Annotated in this window: 17 protein-coding genes and 1 pseudogene; 5 read left to right on the top strand and 13 right to left on the bottom strand. The window is 67.4% G+C overall.

Going from position 1 to position 18737, the window contains the following annotated elements; all coding sequences use genetic code 11:
* Positions 1–1118: 1118 nt before the first annotated feature.
* The 5 genes from FH608_RS43495 to FH608_RS53465 form a co-directional block, all read right to left on the bottom strand.
* Positions 1119–2033, bottom strand: a complete 915-nt coding sequence (locus FH608_RS43495) for a site-specific integrase (protein ID WP_139636900.1) — start codon at positions 2031–2033, stop codon at positions 1119–1121.
* A gap of 38 nt (positions 2034–2071) precedes the next feature.
* Positions 2072–3613 carry an ISKra4 family transposase gene (locus FH608_RS43490; RefSeq protein ID WP_139636898.1) on the bottom strand — a complete coding sequence of 514 codons (1542 nt, stop codon included), beginning with the start codon at positions 3611–3613 and terminating at the stop codon, positions 2072–2074.
* Positions 3614–3688: 75 nt separating this feature from the next.
* Positions 3689–4276: a hypothetical protein gene (locus FH608_RS43485; protein WP_139636896.1), complete on the bottom strand. Its 588-nt coding sequence runs from the start codon at positions 4274–4276 to the stop codon at positions 3689–3691.
* 18 nt (positions 4277–4294) lie between these two features.
* Positions 4295–4804 carry a tyrosine-type recombinase/integrase gene (locus FH608_RS43480; protein WP_139636894.1) on the bottom strand — a complete coding sequence of 170 codons (510 nt, stop codon included), beginning with the start codon at positions 4802–4804 and terminating at the stop codon, positions 4295–4297.
* Between the two features lie 13 nt (positions 4805–4817).
* A complete protein-coding gene (locus tag FH608_RS53465; RefSeq protein WP_226900434.1) occupies positions 4818–5378 on the bottom strand; it encodes a hypothetical protein in 561 nt (186 codons plus the stop codon).
* 116 nt (positions 5379–5494) lie between these two features.
* Here FH608_RS53465 and FH608_RS43470 point away from each other — a divergent pair.
* A pseudogene (locus FH608_RS43470) lies at positions 5495–5923 on the top strand (transposase); the annotation flags it as partial.
* A gap of 579 nt (positions 5924–6502) precedes the next feature.
* On the opposite strand, the gene FH608_RS43460 reads toward FH608_RS43470, so the two are convergent.
* From FH608_RS43460 to FH608_RS43450, 3 genes are all read right to left on the bottom strand, one after another.
* Complete coding sequence (locus FH608_RS43460) at positions 6503–6703, bottom strand: hypothetical protein (protein ID WP_139636889.1); 201 nt, start codon at positions 6701–6703, stop codon at positions 6503–6505.
* Positions 6704–6759: 56 nt separating this feature from the next.
* Entirely contained in the window at positions 6760–7944 is a 1185-nt protein-coding gene (locus tag FH608_RS43455) for an RHS repeat-associated core domain-containing protein (RefSeq protein ID WP_139636887.1), read from the bottom strand.
* Positions 7945–8063: 119 nt separating this feature from the next.
* Complete coding sequence (locus FH608_RS43450; protein WP_139636885.1) at positions 8064–8708, bottom strand: TetR/AcrR family transcriptional regulator; 645 nt, start codon at positions 8706–8708, stop codon at positions 8064–8066.
* 73 nt (positions 8709–8781) lie between these two features.
* Here FH608_RS43450 and FH608_RS43445 point away from each other — a divergent pair, with 73 nt between their 5' ends.
* The 3 genes from FH608_RS43445 to FH608_RS43435 are packed head-to-tail and all read left to right on the top strand — an operon-like array spanning position 8782 to position 10930.
* Positions 8782–9360 carry a TIGR03086 family metal-binding protein gene (locus FH608_RS43445; RefSeq protein ID WP_193318954.1) on the top strand — a complete coding sequence of 193 codons (579 nt, stop codon included), beginning with the start codon at positions 8782–8784 and terminating at the stop codon, positions 9358–9360.
* Positions 9357–10187: a hemerythrin domain-containing protein gene (locus FH608_RS43440; RefSeq protein WP_139636881.1), complete on the top strand. Its 831-nt coding sequence runs from the start codon at positions 9357–9359 to the stop codon at positions 10185–10187. Before FH608_RS43445 ends, FH608_RS43440 begins: the two co-directional genes overlap by 4 nt.
* Positions 10187–10930: a maleylpyruvate isomerase family mycothiol-dependent enzyme gene (locus FH608_RS43435; protein WP_139636879.1), complete on the top strand. Its 744-nt coding sequence runs from the start codon at positions 10187–10189 to the stop codon at positions 10928–10930. The genes FH608_RS43440 and FH608_RS43435 overlap by 1 nt, the downstream gene beginning before the upstream one ends.
* A 184-nt stretch (positions 10931–11114) precedes the next feature.
* On the opposite strand, the gene FH608_RS43430 is transcribed toward FH608_RS43435, so the two are convergent.
* Entirely contained in the window at positions 11115–11945 is an 831-nt protein-coding gene (locus tag FH608_RS43430; protein ID WP_455430078.1) for a transposase, read from the bottom strand.
* A gap of 369 nt (positions 11946–12314) precedes the next feature.
* Here FH608_RS43430 and FH608_RS54265 point away from each other — a divergent pair, with 369 nt between their 5' ends.
* Complete coding sequence (locus FH608_RS54265; protein WP_317135615.1) at positions 12315–15068, top strand: helix-turn-helix transcriptional regulator; 2754 nt, start codon at positions 12315–12317, stop codon at positions 15066–15068.
* A gap of 78 nt (positions 15069–15146) precedes the next feature.
* Here FH608_RS54265 and FH608_RS43420 read toward each other — a convergent pair whose 3' ends face one another.
* The 4 genes from FH608_RS43420 to FH608_RS43405 form a co-directional block, all read right to left on the bottom strand.
* A complete protein-coding gene (locus FH608_RS43420; protein ID WP_139636877.1) occupies positions 15147–15983 on the bottom strand; it encodes a DUF6081 family protein in 837 nt (278 codons plus the stop codon).
* Positions 15984–16258: 275 nt separating this feature from the next.
* The gene (locus FH608_RS43415) at positions 16259–17434 is read right to left on the bottom strand and encodes a TetR family transcriptional regulator (RefSeq protein ID WP_139636875.1); all 1176 of its coding nucleotides are present in this window, start codon (positions 17432–17434) and stop codon (positions 16259–16261) included.
* On the bottom strand, positions 17419–17823 hold the full coding sequence (locus FH608_RS54260) for a multicopper oxidase domain-containing protein (RefSeq protein ID WP_139636872.1): 405 nt from the start codon (positions 17821–17823) through the stop codon (positions 17419–17421). The genes FH608_RS43415 and FH608_RS54260 overlap by 16 nt, the downstream gene beginning before the upstream one ends.
* A gap of 384 nt (positions 17824–18207) precedes the next feature.
* The gene (locus FH608_RS43405; RefSeq protein WP_139636871.1) at positions 18208–18588 is read right to left on the bottom strand and encodes a DoxX family protein; all 381 of its coding nucleotides are present in this window, start codon (positions 18586–18588) and stop codon (positions 18208–18210) included.
* Between the last annotated feature and the right edge of the window lie 149 nt (positions 18589–18737).

Genomic DNA, 18737 nt, shown 5'->3' with positions numbered 1-18737 from the left:
GACGACGCCACCACCGAACAGCGGCACAGCCGCGGACAGGCGATCCGCATCGCCACCGTCCTGACCGGCCTCCTCCACCTCGTCCTCGCCGCTCTCCTGATCGGCATCCCCACCAACCACCCCACCCTCGACGAACTGCCCATCCCGGAAAGCGACACCACCACACCACCCCCAGCCGCCCTCGCCGCCCACCCCACCGCCATACCAGCCAAACCCACAGCGCGCCCTCGCCCCGCCACCTCGCCCACCACCACGGCGCGCACCCCACGAAGAACGCAGAGGACTTCCACCACACGCCGACACCGCACCACATCACCCGCCGCCGCCCGGATCACACCGCCTCGGCGTAAGACGTCAACCGCCGCACGATTAGCCGTCCCCACCCCGACCAAAACCGCCACCCAAGCCACCTCACCCGACCCACGACCAACCCCACCTAGCGTGACCCCCGAAAACAGACCACCGCACACCCCACCCAGCCAAACCAGACAACCACCAGGACAGCCGAAGAAATCCGCACAGGCAGCTACACACGAACACCCCACCCAGGACGTACACACCCCACCCGGCCAAGCACGAAAGATGACCTCGCCGTAATGTGCCACACGCGATCTGGTGGCGACAGATCCGCTCCAGCCAGGCCTCAGGCGATCGTACGCAGCGGCAGGAAGCCACTGGTCGCACGGATCGGAGGCATCACGCTACGGCGCAACAAGCGCGGCCATCACCGATCGCGTCTGGTCCCGGGCACCACCCGCCACAAAGAGCTGATCACCGAATTCGAGAGTGCCTCTCTGTAACCCAGTGGCGACTCCCAGCTGACCCAATTTGAATGTAAAGTGAGAATGGTCAAGTGATGCCATCCGCAAACGGTTGCTCGTTGGATGCTCGTCGGCACCTGATACGTCATGGCACCGTACGACATTTTTGGGCGTTTTGAAGATGGAATTCGCGAATTAAGTGGCACTTTGAGCCATTGCGCGGTGCGACTTCTTTTAATCCGTAGGTTCCGGGTTCGAGCCCCGGGCGCCCTACCACCTCCACCTGCGGGTCCTTCCCTTATGGGAAGGCTTCTTGCTGATCGTGAGACACGTGTGGGTCACACCTGGGTCACTTGGTCAGGCTGCCGCCTTCCGGAGGTTGTGGGCGGTTCTGCGCGTCTTGCCTAGGACCAGCCGCGCGATCGCCTGGGCTGAGCGGTGGTACACCTCTGGCAGGACCGAGGTGTAGATGTCGGAGGTCACCACGATGCTGCCGTGTCCGAGCGTGCCCTGCACGACTCGCAGGTCGGAGCCGCAGGCCAGGGCGAGGCTGGCGGTGCCGTGGCGCAGGTCGTGCAGCCGGATCGGGGGCAGGCCGCTGGCGTGGACGAGGTTGCGGAACCGGACGGTGAGATAGTCCGGCCGCAGTGGAGATCCATCCGCCCGCGTGAAGATCGGGCCCGTTTCCCGCCAGGCGTCGCCCAGCCGTCGCCGCTCGGTCTGCTCATGACGGCGCAGCAGGCGGACGGTTTCCGGATCCAGGGCGATGATCCGCCGGCTCGCGGCGCTTTTCGGCGGGCAGGCGATCAGCCCGGCGTCGGTGTGCACCAGTTGGCGGCTGATGGCCAGTTCCCGCCGGTCCAGGTCCAGGTCGATCCAGCGGAGCCCGGCTGCCTCTCCGCGACGTAGCCCACGCAGCGCGATCAACTGCCACAGCAGGTACAGCCGATCGTGTCGGGCGAAGGCGAGGAACTCGGCCAGTTGGTCGGCGGTCCACACCGCCACCGTCGGGTGTTCGCCCTCGCGCCGCCAGGCAGCCACTCGCCGGTCGGTCCACACCTGCGGATACGGTCGAGAGGATGTGGGCAGCCGGATCATGCGTGCCGGGTTGGCGGCAATCAGACCCTCACGCACAGCGGCGTTCAGTGCCGCGCGCAGCGTGGCGCGGATGCGGTGCAGGGTGGAGGGCGCGATCGGCTTGCCGTAGCGAGTGCGCCGTCCGGCGAGAGCGGCGAACATGCGGCTGATGTCCCGGGTGGTCAGCTGGGCCAACTCGATTGGGTGCGGCTCCCTCTGAGGGACCGAGCTGATCAGGCGATGAGCCCGTAGTCGTGCTGGCCGTGGACGCGCTGATGTTCTTGGCCGAGGTGATGGCGCCAGTATTCGGGCAGATCGTTGTTGGTGATGAGGGCGCGGAGCTTGAGGATGGCTTCGGCTCCGGCAAGGCCCCAGCGGGCGCCGGTGATATCGAGGCGGTCGGCGATGAGGTGGCGGCAGGCGCCTTCGATGACGCCGGTCGCGATGGGCCATCCAGCGGCCAGGGCTTGGTCGTAGCGGAGGAACTCTGCATGGTCGGTCAGGTAGCGGATGCAGGTGTCGATGCCGTCTCGCCGGTCGGCGGGCAGGTGCGCGGCCTGGGTGTCGAGATCGGTGATGACCTGGCGTGCGTGTCCGGCCAGCAGGGCCAAGGCGTGGGTGGCGACCCAGTCCTCGGCCGCGGGATCGGCTGGCCGGTGCAGGCACCACGCGCCGGCCCAGAGCTTTTCGATGACGTGAATGAAATCGATGACGATGTTGATGGCCGCACTGCGGCGGATGGCCTCGGCGTGGATGAGATCGAGCTGGTGGCGGGCGCCGTCGACAAGCATGATCCAGGGGCGCGCATGGCGGGGATCGCGGGCTTCGGCCTGGTCGAACAGGGCGGCAATCACCTCATCCGGGTCGTTGATCACCGAGCCGCACAGCCATTTCCCGCTCGCGTGCGGCCCTGGCCGCGGCTTGCGTTCGCCGGTGCGTCCGCCGGGCAGGGCGATCACATCGTGCGGACGACGCGGCGCGGGCTCGGCGTCGTAGAGGGCACCGAGAGTGGCCATCCGCTTGCGGCACGATTTCTGACCGGCCGCAAGGCGGGTCCGGAACGTGCGGGTGGCTCGGGCAGCCGCTTTCGCGGTGGCCGGGCGAAGCGCCTCGGGCCGCATCACCACACCCTTGGCGTCACAGCTGAGCACCAGCAGCTCATCACGGGTCCGCGGCACGGGGGTGCGCTGCTGGTAGAAGGCGTCGATATCGACGGCGGCGGCCTGGACCAGGCGTTGCAGCTGCCGTTTGCCGAGTACGTTCCCGCACCGAGCGGTGATCGCGGCGTGAGCGGCATCGAACGAACCGCGGACCGCTTCGGCCACCGCCAGGCGGGCCAGTCCGTGGCTGTGCCGACCCGCGGGCAGCGACAACGCCATGTCCGCGGGATAGACGTTCGGCAGGCCGGGAGCACGCCAGGCGCACCGCGTCACGGTCACCGTCCCGAAGACGGTGGCCAGCAGACGGTGATGCCGCATCTCCACCCGCCGCCGCGGCAGGCCGTCGGCTCCCATCACCGCCGCGGCCCCACCGATCCCGGCCCCACCGATCCCGGCCTTGGCGACGGCGTCCTGCTCGCGTAACGCCCGCAGATCCAGATGGGCCTGCAACAACAGCCGCAGCAGCTCACGGCCCTGCTGCTCGATCACCTCCTCAAGCCGATCATGCGTCCAGGACGCGGTCTGGGGGTCGGCGAGCTGTCCGAGGAGACAGTTGAAGGTTCCGATCGCCGCTGCAAAGACGTCAGCGGCCGCGTCTGCACAGTATGGTTCCACCGCAGGGCTCTTCTCGTGGGCGGCTTCGACTGGTTGGCACCTTCGAACCTCCCTGGCAGAAGAGCCCCGCCGCAATCACTGCGGCGGTGAGGGCCCGCTGCCATCACCGGAACCAGCCGGCCCCCTCTTCGATGCGCGGCCGGTCACCTGCGCGGCTACCTGCTCGGTCACCATGAACAAACCAGCGCCCACCTCCTCCAGCCAACCGCGCTCGACCAGCCGTTTCAGTTTCGACCGCAGCCCCTCCCGCGTCGAGGCCGCATCCTGCAGGCCCATCGCCACCAGCAACTGCCCCGCCCGCATCGGCCCGCCCCCATCAACCAAGATCTCAACCGCGTCCCGATACGCCTGCGGCAACACCTTCGTCCCCATCCCCGAACGCCACCGCGGCACCGTCACCACCCCCAACCGCACCACCTCCGGCGGCTCCTCCTCCCCCCCCGCCGCATCAGCCAAGCCGCCCTCCTCATCGGGCTCCTCGACCAGCGAGGCGGCCTCACCAAGGATCTCCTCAACCGTCTCGCGCGTGACCACCAGACGAGACAGCCGGTCCTCCTCGCTCCCCAGCCGCTCGGTCAACTCGCTGATCTGCTGTCGCAGCCCCTCGATCCGACGCCGAGCCGCAGCCTCCCGCCGCGCCAACTCCTCCAGCAACGAGCCCATCGTCATCACCGCCTTGCCTCAGACGGTAGGACGTGATCCCTCACCCAACCAGGCCCGAACCACGAACCCCAGCTCAGCCACTCCCTCAGAAGGAGCCGCACCCAACTCGATTCGGCCCAGGTACGGGATCAGGTGCAGCCGTATGTGATCGGCGTAGCCTTCGCGGGTGCTGGGCCGAAGTCCTTGCTGTGTCTGCAGCCAGCAGCGCAGCCATCGCGCCACCGTGTATCCCGCACCCGGCCCACTGTCCAGATCGGCGACGATCGCCTCACCACCCGCGTGGTGGGCCTGCCCAGCTGTGGCGAACCCACCACGCCGGAACCGCTCGCGACGTCCGGCCGGACCGCGCACCTGCACCCCGAAGTACCAGCTGCCGTGCTCCTCCTTGTCCAGTCGCACGCAGCGCCGGCCGAGCTGCCTGCCGGAGGTCGCATCGACGCATCCGCACCGCTTGTACACCAGGACGCGATCTTGAAAGTGTCTCATGTGTCCTGCCCCTTCTTGATCGGTTTTGCCATCAAGTGCCACGCAACACCTGACGTCATCGGTGGACAACAGGGCGAGAGCAAAGACGGGACCACCGGTCTCTGGGGAGTTCGCGCCGGTCGCAGTTCAGGGGGTGTTGGCAGCGACGCGGTCCCAGCCGGGTGCGGCGGGTCTGCATGCTTCCGCCCGGGGTCCAGGACCTCACCGGGGAGCGTGTCCGCTCGAATATTGGGTTACGTGGCATGAGCTGCGGCTGCGCGGCGTGGCAGTACTCGCTGGTCATGCCGGCGACCACGGGTCGTCGGCGGGTGGATCTGGGGTCGTTGAGCTCGGTCAAGTCCCGATCGCAGTGCCGGCGCAGGACGGTGTCCGGTCCGACGAGGAGCCGCAGCCGACAAAAGAGCTTGCGCGGCAGCGAGGTCAGGAGCGCGGCGAGAAGGACTCGGTCCTCGGGAGCGAATCTCACTCTGGTGTCAGCGCCGAGTTGGCGTTCAAGGACGGCGAGCTGGTGACGCAGGACAAGGATCTCCACGTCCTTGTCCCGATCGCTCATGGGGAGCAACTGCAGCGCGGCGAACGCGTTCGTGACGGTCAGATAGGCCAGGCGAAGCAGCACGGCGGATCACCCTGGCGTACGCGCTTCCGTCTCCCAGGTGACCGAAGCTCGCGTACGCTCCGCGAAGCCCTCGCAGAGTCATGACCTGGGTGGATGTAATTATCGGCAGGCGCAAGCCGTGGGTGCACACGATGCTGCGCACCATCTTCGAACAGCCCGACGCCGACTCCGTCCGCGCCCAGCACCGGCACGTGGTGGAGGTGCTGGAGGCCAAGTACCCCAAGGCCGCCACGCGCCTGGACGAGGCACGCGAGGACATCCTGGCCTTCACCGCCTTCCCCAAGGCCGTGTGGCGCCAGGTGTGGAGCAACAATCCCCAGGAGCGCCTGAACAAGGAGGTGCGCAGAAGGACCGACGTGGTGGGCATCTTCCCCGGCCGCGACGCGATCGTCCGCCTGGTCGGCGCGGTGCTGGCCGAGCAGAACGACGAGTGGACCGAGCAGCGCCGCTACATGGGGCTGGAAATCCTGGCCGAATGCCGCAAAGATGGACTCCAGAATGGGACGAACGATGCTAAAGTGAATATCGAGGCGATTACCGCTTAAGAATTCGCCGGATTACGAGTGGTCTTCTCATACACCACGATCATGGACGCGGCCCCAGCAACACCAGCCAACCCGTGAGCCGAACGAAGATCAGATGCAACCGCAGCGCCATGAACAGCGATCATGCACGCCATAACGGAAACGCCAAACCTCAGGTCAGCCCCAACGGCCGAGTTTCGGGCACCCACAGGTGGCATCGCCACGTCACCCTCGTTGCAGCCGTCCACCTGTTCCTCACTGAACTGCGGTTGACCAGCCCAAAAGCGGCTTGCACGGTCTGACCTTCTACAAGATCTTGCACATGCTCCAGGTGCTGTTAGCCACCTGGAGCGGTCGCTGCCCCACCTGCCATCAACGACCGCCATAACGAACTAACAAAGTACTACTAGCGCCGGCCCAGTCCGAAACGCTGCTCGGCCGAGCCTCTTGTGCTCGTGCACCACGAGGGTGACCGCCACCCCGGACGCGCGCAGTTCCCGGGCCGGTCGGACCGCGCCCCGGCAGGATACCCCGCCAGAGCAGCGCTCTGGCGGGGTATCCTCTAATCAACGAGACAGGCCGTGATCGCGTCAAAGACAATCAAGGCCAAGTTCCGCGAAGAAGGCCCTTCCAATACCCCTCGATTACCGTGCTGTCGGCCAAGGGTTCCATTTCTGGATCGAAGAACTCCAAGAGATGCCGTGTTCGCACGAAGGAGATTCCCAGCTCCAGTTGAACTACCTTGAGGAAGGCCAGTGGCGTGAGCGTGAACGACTCCTGGGATTTCAGATGCTCCAGCAACTCTGCGAGGCTCGCACCGTCGTCCAGAAGGGCTCGAAGCTCTGGCCTTCTCTGTGTCATCCTCCTGGCCTCCGAAACTCGACCTCGACGTTAGTATACCAACCGCGAGTCCCACGTAGAGAGCTATAATCGACTACAGCCTCTGTGATTCCGTACTTGGACAGCATATGACCTGTGAAGGTTGCCTTCGCAGCCTCGGTCATACTCATTCCGCTACGGAGATTTTTATTGAACGCATCGAGATTTGTGAGCATCGCGGGAATCCATTTAGCGTCGAAACCCTTGATGTTATCTGGACCGAAATGGGCAAATGCATCTGTAAACATCTGACCACCCTTAGGCGTATTTTTCCCCTTCTCTATAGCCATAGAGACGATGCCGTCATCGCTTATCGAAGCGACGATACCCTCACCAATATAGTCGTCGATGGTGCCTGTCTTGCCAGGACTTCGGGCGCCTCTTCTCCCGAACGGGAAGACTACACCGCAGTTAGTATTTGCAGGCAAATCTCCGCATGGGTTGATTTCCGGCCATACGTTTGACCCTGACTTATATGCTTCTGTGCCGTTGTCCAGAGTAACGTCATCCGGAACGGCGAAACCGAAGGGGTAAGTCGTATAGAAGAGCCCTTCCGAGAAGCCCTTCCACCAATCCCATAATCCGCCAGACTCTTTTCCTGTCGCCTGCTTCTTCGTGGGCTGAGCTTTCCTTTCTCGCGCTGCAAAGTTCGCGAGCATCCGCTCGTGCCCGGAGCGGTTTTCGGCGTTGGCCTTGTCTATGTCAGTTTGGGAGGTGGGGCAGGTGCTCTGACAGTGACCGGGCCGTGGTTCGTGACCGTCGTGTTCGATGCCGTTGATGGGGTTGCCACCGGTGAAGGCGTAGCGGTTGCTGGTCCAGGGGTCGAGACTGAGCGACAGGTCGTCGAGGGCGCCGTTGTAGGTGTCGAGGTTGAGGAAGCGGTTGAGGCCGGGGTTGTAGTCGCGGAACCCCATGTCGTACATGCCGGTGGAGTTGTCCCACCGCTTGGCGTTGAAGCGATAGGGGTTGTACTCCTCCTCGGCGGTGGGGTCGACGGGGTCGGGCTTGTCGACGCCGGTGAAAAGCTTGTCGTCGTTCTTGCCGTAGGCGGTGTAACCGTAGGTGGCTCGGGTGTCACCCGACTCCGAGGTGATCTGCTCGACGTCGGTGTGCGGGCTGTAGCCCGTCTTCGACCCCGCCAGGTCCGTGCCGTCCGGCACCATCCGCTACCCGGCGGCGTTCGGCGTCTGACCCAGGCCCTTTACCCGGCGGCGTGACGCTGCTGGTGGCGCGCCGAGCGCGACCGCGCGCTCGACGAGCGCCACTTCAACGGGAACGTGTTCTAGCTTGGCGACAACAGCTGGACAACGGCGGTCTCGCGCAGCCAGTCCCGCCACTGCTCATGGCTCCAGCCCCGATACCCGGTGAGCAGCAGGTATCCGTCCAGGCTCGAGATCGTCCAGAAGCTGTCGACGCACTCGGCCAACGGGAGTCGCAGTCGCTCCTCCGGCAGCAGCCGGAGCGCCCTGGTCAGCGACTCGTGGCGCCCCTTGAGCAGTGCTGCCATGTCCGCCGCGGCCCGCGGGTCCGTCGCGGCGGCCTCTCGGTAAGCCTGCCACACCGGGGCCATCCGCTCGGCGATCGCGGCCATCAGGTCGGCGAGCAACCGGACCTGCCTCGCCGGGTCGGCCTCGCTTTCGAGCTGCTGCCACGTCGTGCGCTGGAAGATCGTCAGCTCCTCGTGGTCTCCACCGATGGCCACGTCGGCGACGCGGTGCAGGATCTCGGCCTTGCCGCTGAACGACAGGTAGACCGTCTGCGCGGAGACACCGGCCTCCTGCGCGATCGCCGTGATCGTGGTCGCGACGTAGCCCCGTTCGAGGAAGAGCCGACGGGCGGCGTCGACCACTCGCTCGCGGGTCTGCCGCTTCTGCTCTTCGGCCCGCTCGCGGCGACGGGTCGCGTCGTAGCTGCGCCGGTCGGTCATAGGTTGACATTAGAGCACAATTCAAGTAAGAATGCAATTCAACTTGAATACCACTAAAGGCAAAAGAGGGATCATGGAACTCGGATTCGAGACAGGAGCGACCGCCACACTCGAGAAGGCATACGACCGGCTGACCGAGCTGGTCCACGACCTCGGTCCGGCCGACCTGGGTAAGGCCACGCCCTGCGCCGAGCTCGACGTGCGCGGCGTGCTCAGCCACACGCTCGCCGCGGCGCAGATGTTCACCGACGTAAAAGAGGGGCACCCGGTGGGTGACCGGCTCGGCGACCTGCTCGGCCAGGCCGACCCTGCGTCCGCGCTCGACCGGGTGCGCCGGGCCAACACCGCCGCCTGGGCCGCATCAGGCGCAAGGCAGGGCGAGACCGTGCTGCCGTTCGGGACGTTCCCCTCGGCCGCGGCGTACCTCATCAATCTCGGCGAGATCGCCGTCCACGGCTGGGACATCGCGGTCGGCACCGGTCGGCAGGCGACGATCGACGAGGAGCTCGCGACGGCCGTGCTCGGGTTCTACGAGCGCGCGCCGATGGAGCGGCTCCGCGGCCGCGGTGCCTTCGGACCCGCCGTCGAGGTGCCGCCCGGCTCCTCGGCCCAGGACCGACTGCTCGGGCTCCTCGGCCGGCAGCCCCGGTGACCGAGGACGTCGCCCGCGACGCGGTGATCGTGGACAGCGACGTCACCGGGCGGAGCCCACAGGCCGACGACGGCTCCGAGATCACCTTCCGAATGCTCCACGTCTTCGAGTTCCGCGGACGGCCTGATCAGCCGCGAGAACGTCTGGACCGAGGCCATCCCATGACCACCACCACCCAGGGAGGAGTTCCCATAAACGAGCACAAGACACTCAACACGGTGGTCCACGCCGCCTTCCGGCGCGACCTACGCCGGTTCGACGCGGCGCTGGCCGCGTTCCCCGACGGCGACCAGCGGCGAGCCGCCGACCTGATCGTCGCCTGGGACAACTTCGAGGCCCAGCTGCGGCAGCACGACGACGACGAGGAGCAGCACTTCTGGCCGGCGCTGCGCGAGCTCGGCGTGGACGACGCACTGGTCGGTGACCTGGACGGCGAGCACTCCGCCATGCTGCGGTCCGCCACCGAGGCCGGCACCGCCATGCACGCGCTCGCCGACCGCCCCACGACCAGCTCGGCGGCGAGCGCCCGGGAGCGAGTGGCGGTCCTGGGCAGCGCACTGCTGCCGCACCTCGAGCACGAGGAGCGCGACCTCGAGCCGTTCTCCGCGAGCCGGCACGGCACGCCGCAGGTGAAGGCGGCCCAGAAGGCGGTGGTGAGGTCGCACCTGAAGACCATCGGGACGTTCATCGCCTGGCTGTCAGATGATGCGGACCCTCCCGCGCTGGCGCAGATCAGGCGCGACGTACCGGCTCCGGTGCTGTTCGTCGTCCGTCGGCTCGGCGGGCGCTGGTACCGGCGCCGGATCGCCCCGACCTGGGCCGCCTGATGGTCGCCGTCGCGGACGTCGAGCGGATCCGCGGAGCCGAGGTCTGGCGGCTCGCGACCGAGGAGAACAGGCGGCTCGCGGCCGCGCTGGCAGAGCTCGACGACGAGGCCTGGGGCCGGCCCACCGACTGCGACCGATGGACCGTGGCGGACCTGGCCCGCCACGTCCTCGGCGCGCTGGAGGCCCAGGCCTCCCCCAAGGAGCTGATCCACCAGTTCCGACGCGGGCTGCCACTGAATCGGAAGATCGACTCCCACCACTGGGTCGACGGGCTCAACGAAATCCAGGTGCGAGAGCGCAGCGACCTCTCACCCGGCGAGCTCGTGGAGCGGATCGCGGCGATGGGGCCGAAGGCCGTCGCCGGACGACGCCGTACGCCGTGGCCGGTGCGCAGCGCGCCGATCCCGTTCGGCCCGCCGATCGGCTGGCAGCCGCTCACCTACCTGCTCCGGGTCGGATTCACCCGCGACTTCTGGATGCACCGCATCGACCTGAGCCGCGCGGTCGGCGCGACGCCGGAGCTGACCCCCGAGCACGACGGCCGGCTGGTTGCCGACATCGTGGCCGAGTGGGCGGCCGTCCACGGACAGCCCTTCCGGCTCGAGCTCACCGGGCCGGCCGGAGGTCGCTTCGAGCAGGGTGCGACGTACGAGACCACCACCGTCGACGCGGTCGAGTTCGCCCGGATCCTCTCCGGTCGCGCTCAGGGCGCGGGTGTGCTGGCCCACCCACTCCCGCTCTGAGTCACGGCGAGAACTCCGGCACGGCCACCATGGAGTGACCGAGACCTCCCGGCGCAGCGGCGACAATGCGTTCACCATCTTCGACGGGCCGGTGAGCGTGGTGGAGAGCCTGACCGGTGATCCTCGTCGGGGTCTGTCTAGATAACGGCTCTGGCCCGTAATCGGTGGTGGCGTTGAGTGATCTTCATTGCAGCAGGATGCGGTGGCGCAGTAGGTCGAAGCCGGCGCGGCCGTGCATCTGGCGCATGATTCTTTTGGTGCGGGTGTTGACGCCTTCGGTCCGGCCGTTGTGGTGCGGGAGGGTGAGGGCGGCGTTCACGGCGTCGCGGTCGAGTTCGAGGCCGTTGGCGAAACTGTGCAGGTGGGGCAGGTCGGCGTCGCGGCAGACGATCTCGACACCCGGGTGGGAGCGCAGCCATGTCTCCAGGACCTCGGCCCCGCGGCCGGGCAGGACATCGATCCGCTCACCCGTCTCGGCGTCGATGAGGATGGTGGCATACCGGTGCCGGCGCTTGAGCGCGAAGTCATCGACCCCCAGCACGCGCGGGATCCGCAGCGGCGGCAGCGGCAGCCGCATCAGCAGACGCAGCGCCGTGGACCTCGAGATGCCGATGGCCAGGGGCGCCGACAGCCGAGCTCCCGCTCGCCCGGCCAGTTTCTTGACCACCGCGCTCAGCTGCCCGGCAAGCCTGCCGGTGCGACGCTGATACCGCTCGATGAGCCCGGGCACCTGCTCGCGAAACGTCCGCCGAGGGTATTCCCACGCTGGGCAGACCAGACGCCGGACCTGCAGCGACACCACCACCGGCCGCCCATCGACCGGGACATCCCTGACCATCCGGCCGGCGTAGCCGTGCACCCGGCCGGTCAGCGCCCCACACGCCGGGCACGGCACCGGCTCGTCACGAGTACGAGCCCTCACTCGAATGCGGTCGCCCTCGTCCTCTACTCCCTCGATGACCAGGGCAGACAGCCCCGCGAACACCACACCAGCAAGATCGACGATCTTCAGCACGGTCCAGCCTGGCAGGGATCACTTAGCGCCACCACCGACTTACGGACCAGAGCCGTTTACTGGACACACCCGCCAGAACCCGACATCGGCCGAGTGGTGGTACATGATCAAGGGCGTGACCAAGACCAATAGGGGTGGTCGCGCGGGATCTCGGTCCAGAAGTCCACGATGTCGACTCCGCGAACTCGAAACGGACGGTGGTCCCATCGGATGGTTTCAAGGGAGGGCGTCGTCGCGAGGCGGGGTCTAAAGGAAGCCCGAGCCGAAACCTGTACCGAGGGACACGAACCGTGTAAGAGGCCGGATGGATATGGGAGGGCCTGCCGTGGAAGGCGAAGACCCCGTCCGGGCCGCCAAGGCATCCGTCGCATGACCGGGTCGTCCTGGATGGGGGCTTTGCGGGAGAATCGGCACGTGATGCATGGAAGGTCGGCAGAGCAGGCTGCCATAGATGATCTTCTGTCAGGTGCCCGTTCCGGCTGTAGCGGCGTGCTGGTGGTGCGTGGTGAGGCTGGAATCGGCAAGTCGGCGCTGCTGGAGTATGCGGTCGACCAAGCGGCCGACATGCGGGTGTTGCGCAGCGTGGGCGTCGAGGCGGAGGCGGCGTTGGCGTTCGCCGGGCTACATATGTTGCTGGGTGGTTTTGTTGATCGGTTAGGGGTGTTGCCGGGTCCGCAGGCGGCGGTGTTGCGGGGGGCGTTCGGGCTGGCGGTCGCCCCGGCGGGGGATCGGTTTCTGGCGGGGCTGGCCACGCTGTCGTTGTTGAGTGAGGTGGCCGAGGAGCGGCCGATGCTGGTCGCTGTGGATGATGCGCACTGGCTGGATCGTGCCTCGGTGGATGCGTTGTTGTTCGCCGCGCGCCGGTTGGAGGCCGAGCCGATCGCGGTGGTGCTGACGGCCCGGGATGGGCATCGGTTCACTACGCCGGGCCTGCCGGAGCTGCGGCTTTCCGCCCTTGATCGTACGGCTGGCGCGGCCGTGCTGGCGGAGCACGCCAGGGACCTTGCTCCGCATGTGCGGGATCGTGTTCTTGCGGAGGCGCAGGGGAATCCGCTGGCGTTGCGTGAGCTGCCCGCCGCGATGACGCCGGAGCAACGGGCGGGTGAGGCGCCGGCGGTCTCGTTCGCCACTGGCACCCAGTCGGTGGCGAGCCGCGTAGAGGAGTCCTTCGGCGACCGCATTCAGGTCCTTCCGGAAAGGACTCGGCAATTGTTGCTGATCGCCGCTGCGGACGAAGGCAGTGACCTGGGGCTGGTGTTGCGTGCCGGCGAGCGGCTCGGTGCCGGCGTGGCTGACCTGGAGGCGGCCGAACGCGATCGGCTGGTACGGGTGAATGCGGGGCGTCTGGTTTTCACCCATCCCTTGATTCGGGCGGCCGCCTATCGGGTGGCGACGTTCTCGCAACAACTCGCCGTGCATCGGACGCTCGCCGACCTACTCGGAGAAGATCTGGCTCGCCGCGCGTGGCATCTGGCCGCCGCGACGACCGAGGCCGACGAGACTGTGGCCGCGGAACTGGAGCGAATGGCCGAGGCCGCGCGGTCGCGCGGCGGCTACGCCGAGGTCGCCGCCGCCTATCAGCGCGCCGCCCAGCTCACCCCAGACCCGGGAAGACGCGCCATGCGGCTGGTCGCCGCCGCGCGGACTGCGGGCTTCGCCGGTCAGGGCGCGCTCGCCACCGACCTCGCCGAGCAGGCGGGTCCGCACGTTTCAGACCCACGGGCCCGGGCGCAGCTCGCGTGGCTGCGGGTATTCATCGCCCATGAGCAGGAAAGGCCTCCTCCCGTTGTCGAGCTGGCCGAAGCGGCGATGGAGCTGGGCAAGCAATCGCCCCATGACAGTGTCTTCATGCTTCTGGAGGCGATGGCGACGGCGTGGACCACTGATAGGGATCGCGAGGTACGCGATGTCATCAACCGTTCCTCACCGGTCGCTGATGGGCGTTTCGGCCGGGTCACGGAGGCCGTGAGTGGCATGGGTGCCGAGGAACCGCAGAACCCCGTGCGCATCCTGCTCCATGAGATCGGCGACAGTAGCGATCGTCCGATCTGGCAACGGCAGAGCACGCTGTACTGGACGCTTTGGGCTTGCGACCTCGAGAACGCGGTGGCGGGGCTGACACAACTCCTCGATCATTGCCGGTCGACTGGGCTGATCGGGCTGCTGCCACGGGTTTGCCTGCACCTTGGCCGAGGTCACCTCCTTCTTGGGCGGCACCGCGATGCGCGGGCCACATGCGAAGAAGGCCTCAAGATCGCTGAGGATACCGATCGGCCACACTTCGCGGCACATCTGTCGGGGCTGCTGGCATGCGTGGCGGCGATCGAAGGGGACGAGGCCGGCTGCCGGAAGGCGATCGGTGATGTGCTCGTCGGCGAGCCGACCGAGCGCGGTATTGAGTCCCGATACGCGATGGACCTGCTCGACCTGGGACTCGGCCGATACGAGGCCGTGGTGCATCGGATGGCGGAGACACTGCACGATCCCGCCATGTATCTGACGAATACGCTGGTCAACCAGGTCGAAGCGGCGGTGCATGCCGGTCGGCGGGACCTGGCGAAAAATGCCGCCGCCCGCTTCGGTACCTGGGCCGAGGTCGCCGGCCGCCCCTGTGCCGAGGCCATGGAGCTGCGCTGCCGGGCTCTTCTGGCCGATGGTGCCGAGGCCGGACGTTTGTACGCGCGAGCCGTACAACTACATCGAGAGGACCGGGCGCAGCCGTTCGAGCGGGCACGCACCGAGTTGCTTTATGGGACGTGGCTGCGACGGAACCGGCGCCGCAACGACGCGCGTGAGCCACTGCACTCGGCCCTGGAAATCTTCGAACGGCTCCGGGCCAAACCATGGGCCGAGCGGGCCGGCGCAGAGCTACGGGCGGCGGGCGAGGCGCGCCAGGCCCAAGCTGCCGCCCCGGATCTCCTCGACCGCCTCACCCCGCAGGAGCTCAACGTTGTGCGGCTGGCCGCGAAGGGGCTGTCCAACCGGGACATCGGCGCCCGGTTGTTCGTCAGCCCGCGGACCGTCGGCTATCACCTCTACAACGCGTATCCCAAGCTCGGCGTGGCCTCCCGGACCGAACTCATCCGCATGCTTCTGCCCGGAGATCAGGAAGGTAGGGCGTGAAGGCGGTAGCCGGCCTGATCGAACCCGGGCTTCCGGTCGCCGCCGTTGTGTTCTTTCTCGGGTTCTAGGCGGGGTGTCTCAGGCATCGGCCCCGCGTACCCGGAATCGGCCCCAGCGTGCCTCGAGGCCCTGCCCACGGAGCGAACGGCTGCGACCGTCCCGGATCGGCAGCTGCGTCCAGATCCCGATCGCGACGGCCATGCGCTCGGGGATGGCGGTGCCGTAGATCTTGTACACCTGGTGACCATCCACCCGCCATACCACGGTCGAGCCGGCCCGATCGAATGTGATCTCGCACTCCCGCAGCCGGGTGAAGTCTTCGTCGAAGTCCTCATACGGCGACTCGGCTACGTGCACGAACGGATCGTCCGTTCCCATGAGGTGCTCGTGCATCGCGAACACGCGGGTAGCGGTCCCCGCGATGCTGAACACGGACCTGAGGTCGGTGACCTGGAAGTCGGCCATGCCCAGCCGATAGTCGCCAGGGTCCCCGCCGATGTTCTCGACCGCCAAGTCGGTGGCGAACGTGACCGGGCGATCTGGCGGCAGCTCGAACTGCCGCGTCGTGAGCTTGAAGTACTTGGCACTGTCGGCGGGTTGGAACGTGTCGCTCGACACCGAAAAGCGGGGGATCCTCACCCGCACCACACCACCACCGACGGCCACCTCTGTGTTCGGATCCTGCGCGGTATGCTCGCCGCCCGCGGGGACCGGCAGGCTGACCGTCCTCCACAGAGCGGGGTCCAGGTCCGGCCCCTTGAACTCGTCATAGGTCACGAAATCATCGCGATCCGCCTCTGTCACTGCTTCCACCTCCGAGCGGATCGAGCAGGGCACCTCGCCATGATCAGCCTCCTCTTCGTTGCCAAGATCAGCATTGCTCTGTTCGATGGACGCTATGACCCTTTGGGTCAATCCGGCATCTGCCGCGTGACTGGGTAGCTCTCGGAAAGGCAACAACACCCTGCGGCACGGGAAAGTGATTATTCTGCGCCCAGGCATTGCCGGGCCCGTGATGATCTCTCGTCCAACGGGCTTGCCCGGTGTTGTCGGCGACTGCGACGAACTCCTGGCCGGCGGACAGCTCGTTCCAGGCTGACGCGTTCACCGGCGATTCCGGTGTGCCAGGCGAACTTCTGTGCGGGGCTGGTTCCGGAAAAGATGATGCCCGGCACAGGAAGGGGCATCGGTCATTTCGCGGTGGCCTGACTGCGCTCGATGAGTTCCAGTACGGCGTCCCTCGTTTCGCGGAAGATGGCGAGGGCGTCCTCGGCGGCTGCGGCGACCGCTGCGTCGCTGGGTGCGACGGGGGGCTCGACCAGCAGGGCCATAGTGTCGGCGAGGACCTCGTCGGGGGCATGGGCGGCCGGGGTGGCTGCTGGGTCGGACATGACGATGCCGAATCCGGTCACGACTGCGTGCGCGGCGTATGCCTGGTCGGGCAGCGGCCAGTCGGAGCGGATCAACCCGTGCCGGTGCAGGATCGGCAGGACCGCTTCGGATAGGGCGCTGGGCCGGGTGCGGTCGAACAGATCACGGTCGCCGGCCTGCTGGGTGAGCAGCCGAAACAGGTCTGTGTCGCCGCTGAAGAGGCGACGCGCCAGCGGAAGATCCCGCCCGGTACGGAGCAGCAGCGGAGCCAGGCGGCGCGGCCACACGGCGGCGGAGTCGGCGGCGATGTGGCCGATGGCCTCGTCCAAGAGGGTCAGCAGTTCGCGGGCGAGCAACCCGAGGATGAGGTCTTCCTTGGTCGGCCAATACAGATAGACGGTGCCCTTGCCGACCCCTGCCGCGCGAGCGATCTCGCTGACGGTGACTTTACGCACGGCCGGCGCGATCGGCAGCAGCCGGTGCGTGACCGGCGCGGCGAGCAGCCCATGGTCGGCGCCGATCTGGACCAGGTCCAGCCGGCGTCCGTCGTCGCCGACCGCTTGGAGCGCGTAGTGGCGGGCGTTGGAGGCGTTCAGCAGCCGCAGCCGGTAGCGGGCCGCGTCGACCTCGTGCACCGGCCACGGCGCGCCGTTCACCAAGATCACGTCCCCCAGGACGCCGGCGAGATAGGGCTCGCGAACGCCCGGCCGCTCCCGCAGCACAGACCCGAGCGCAGACCCGGGGGCGGGGTCGAGGGCGGGGTAGTCGAGGCTCCCGTCGGCGGCGAACGCCCGGTCGGCGAGCACGAGCGGGAGCTCGTGCGGCCCGGCGGGCAGGCCGAGAGCCTCCTCGGCGTCGTCGCGGACGATCTGCAGCCCGGCCAGGCCCCGCCAGATCGCCGGGCCGGTGAAGTCCATCCGGTGATCGTGATACCACAACAGCGCCGGCCGCTGGTCCATCGGGTAGGCGTAGTCCCGCCTCAGCCTGGCCTGCACCGCCCGCGGGTCGCGCCCGCGTGCCCGGGACCGGGCCCGCCGCGGCCGTCGTGCCCGCCGCGGCCGTCGTGCCCGTCGCGGCCGTCGTGGGCGGCGTCCGGCCAGCCCTGGGGCAAGACCAGGTCGGTGGGGTATCCGTCGGAGGCCGCCGGGCTGTGTCCGCCGTGCAGGTGCACCACGGTCGGCACGGGCAGCTCGTTGCGATGGGTCACGATGATCGACCGGCCGCGGCGCAACTCGATCGTCGGCCCCGGGAACGTGCCCCCATAGGTCCACAGCCGTGTCCGGATGCCGGGCAAGACCTCCACCGCCGCCTCGTGCTGGGTGATCTCGTAACGGTCGGCCCTGCCCGAGCCGCCGGCCGGGACCAGCACGGCCGGGATCGGCATGGGCCCCGTCCGATGCCCGGCATCAGGTCGCGCCAGTATGGCCGGGCGGAGCTTGTTGATCACAAATCCAGCCGAGCGGTGTGTTCCCGGGCGAGCCGTACGGCGTCGGCCACGACTTCCTACCTTCCTTCATGGGTTGATCGCGGCGTTCGTAGGCTTGTAATCACCCAGGGTGCCGGGTGTGGCTGTCACGATTCTCCAACCGGTGCGGCTCTGGAGGATTGGCCGCACGGCCCCGGCCGCTGATCGGGGTGTGTGCGATCTGATCACTGTGCAGGGACCGACGCCGGGAAGACCCGCCTCCACTGACCTCCACCGCCCGCACCGTCCGAATGTGAACCAGTGGGCATCCTGACCGCGTTCCGGGCCAGAGGTCACGCGGGGTCACCCGGTGAAAGGCTCGAGGCCGAAGCGGCCCGACGCCACGAAGACGTACAGAGCGAGCAGGATCATGGGCAGTACGATTGCCTGGCTCTCGTGACGGCGGAGGTGCGTGATGATCGCGCCGACCATGAGCAACGCCAGACCGACCGCAGCCAGTGGCACCAAAACCGGTGCGATGCCAAGCACGGCGGGCAGAATCAGGCCCACCGCACCCAGGATCTCGAGGGTGCCGATGGCCTTGACCGTGTTGCCGCTGAAGTCTTCGATCCATCCATAGCCGGAGGCAGCCAACTTCTCCGCAGGCTGGATCAGCTTCCTGGCGCCGCTGGCCAGGGAGACTGCGGCGAGCAGTCCCGCAACCACCCAAAGAGCGATGTTCATTTCGGTGTCCCCTCGCCGGGTTGTGAGCGTCGTTGGTGTGGAAGCCGCGGAGGTGATCGGCATCGATGTCGGCACAGTCCGTGATGTCTGTTCCGGCCGTTGATGATCCTGTTTGCGGGAGCGACCGCGGGCAGGTAATGCCGCGGCGC

The organism is Nonomuraea phyllanthi (assembly GCF_006334985.2).
GTDB lineage: Bacteria > Actinomycetota > Actinomycetes > Streptosporangiales > Streptosporangiaceae > Nonomuraea > Nonomuraea phyllanthi.
Note: the sequence above shows the minus strand (reverse complement) of the source record. Positions and strands in the feature narration are given on the sequence as shown.

Coding starts and splice junctions, on each gene's coding strand:
- FH608_RS54260 (WP_139636872.1), bottom strand. CDS start 17,823: ATGCCGATCCCGGCCGTGCTGGTCCCGGCCGGCGGCTCGGGCAGGGCC.
- FH608_RS43435 (WP_139636879.1), top strand. CDS start 10,187: ATGGTCGCCGTCGCGGACGTCGAGCGGATCCGCGGAGCCGAGGTCTGG.
- FH608_RS43455 (WP_139636887.1), bottom strand. CDS start 7,944: ATGGTGCCGGACGGCACGGACCTGGCGGGGTCGAAGACGGGCTACAGC.
- FH608_RS43405 (WP_139636871.1), bottom strand. CDS start 18,588: ATGAACATCGCTCTTTGGGTGGTTGCGGGACTGCTCGCCGCAGTCTCC.
- FH608_RS43450 (WP_139636885.1), bottom strand. CDS start 8,708: ATGACCGACCGGCGCAGCTACGACGCGACCCGTCGCCGCGAGCGGGCC.
- FH608_RS43485 (WP_139636896.1), bottom strand. CDS start 4,276: ATGGGCTCGTTGCTGGAGGAGTTGGCGCGGCGGGAGGCTGCGGCTCGG.
- FH608_RS43445 (WP_193318954.1), top strand. CDS start 8,782: ATGGAACTCGGATTCGAGACAGGAGCGACCGCCACACTCGAGAAGGCA.
- FH608_RS54265 (WP_317135615.1), top strand. CDS start 12,315: ATGACCGGGTCGTCCTGGATGGGGGCTTTGCGGGAGAATCGGCACGTG.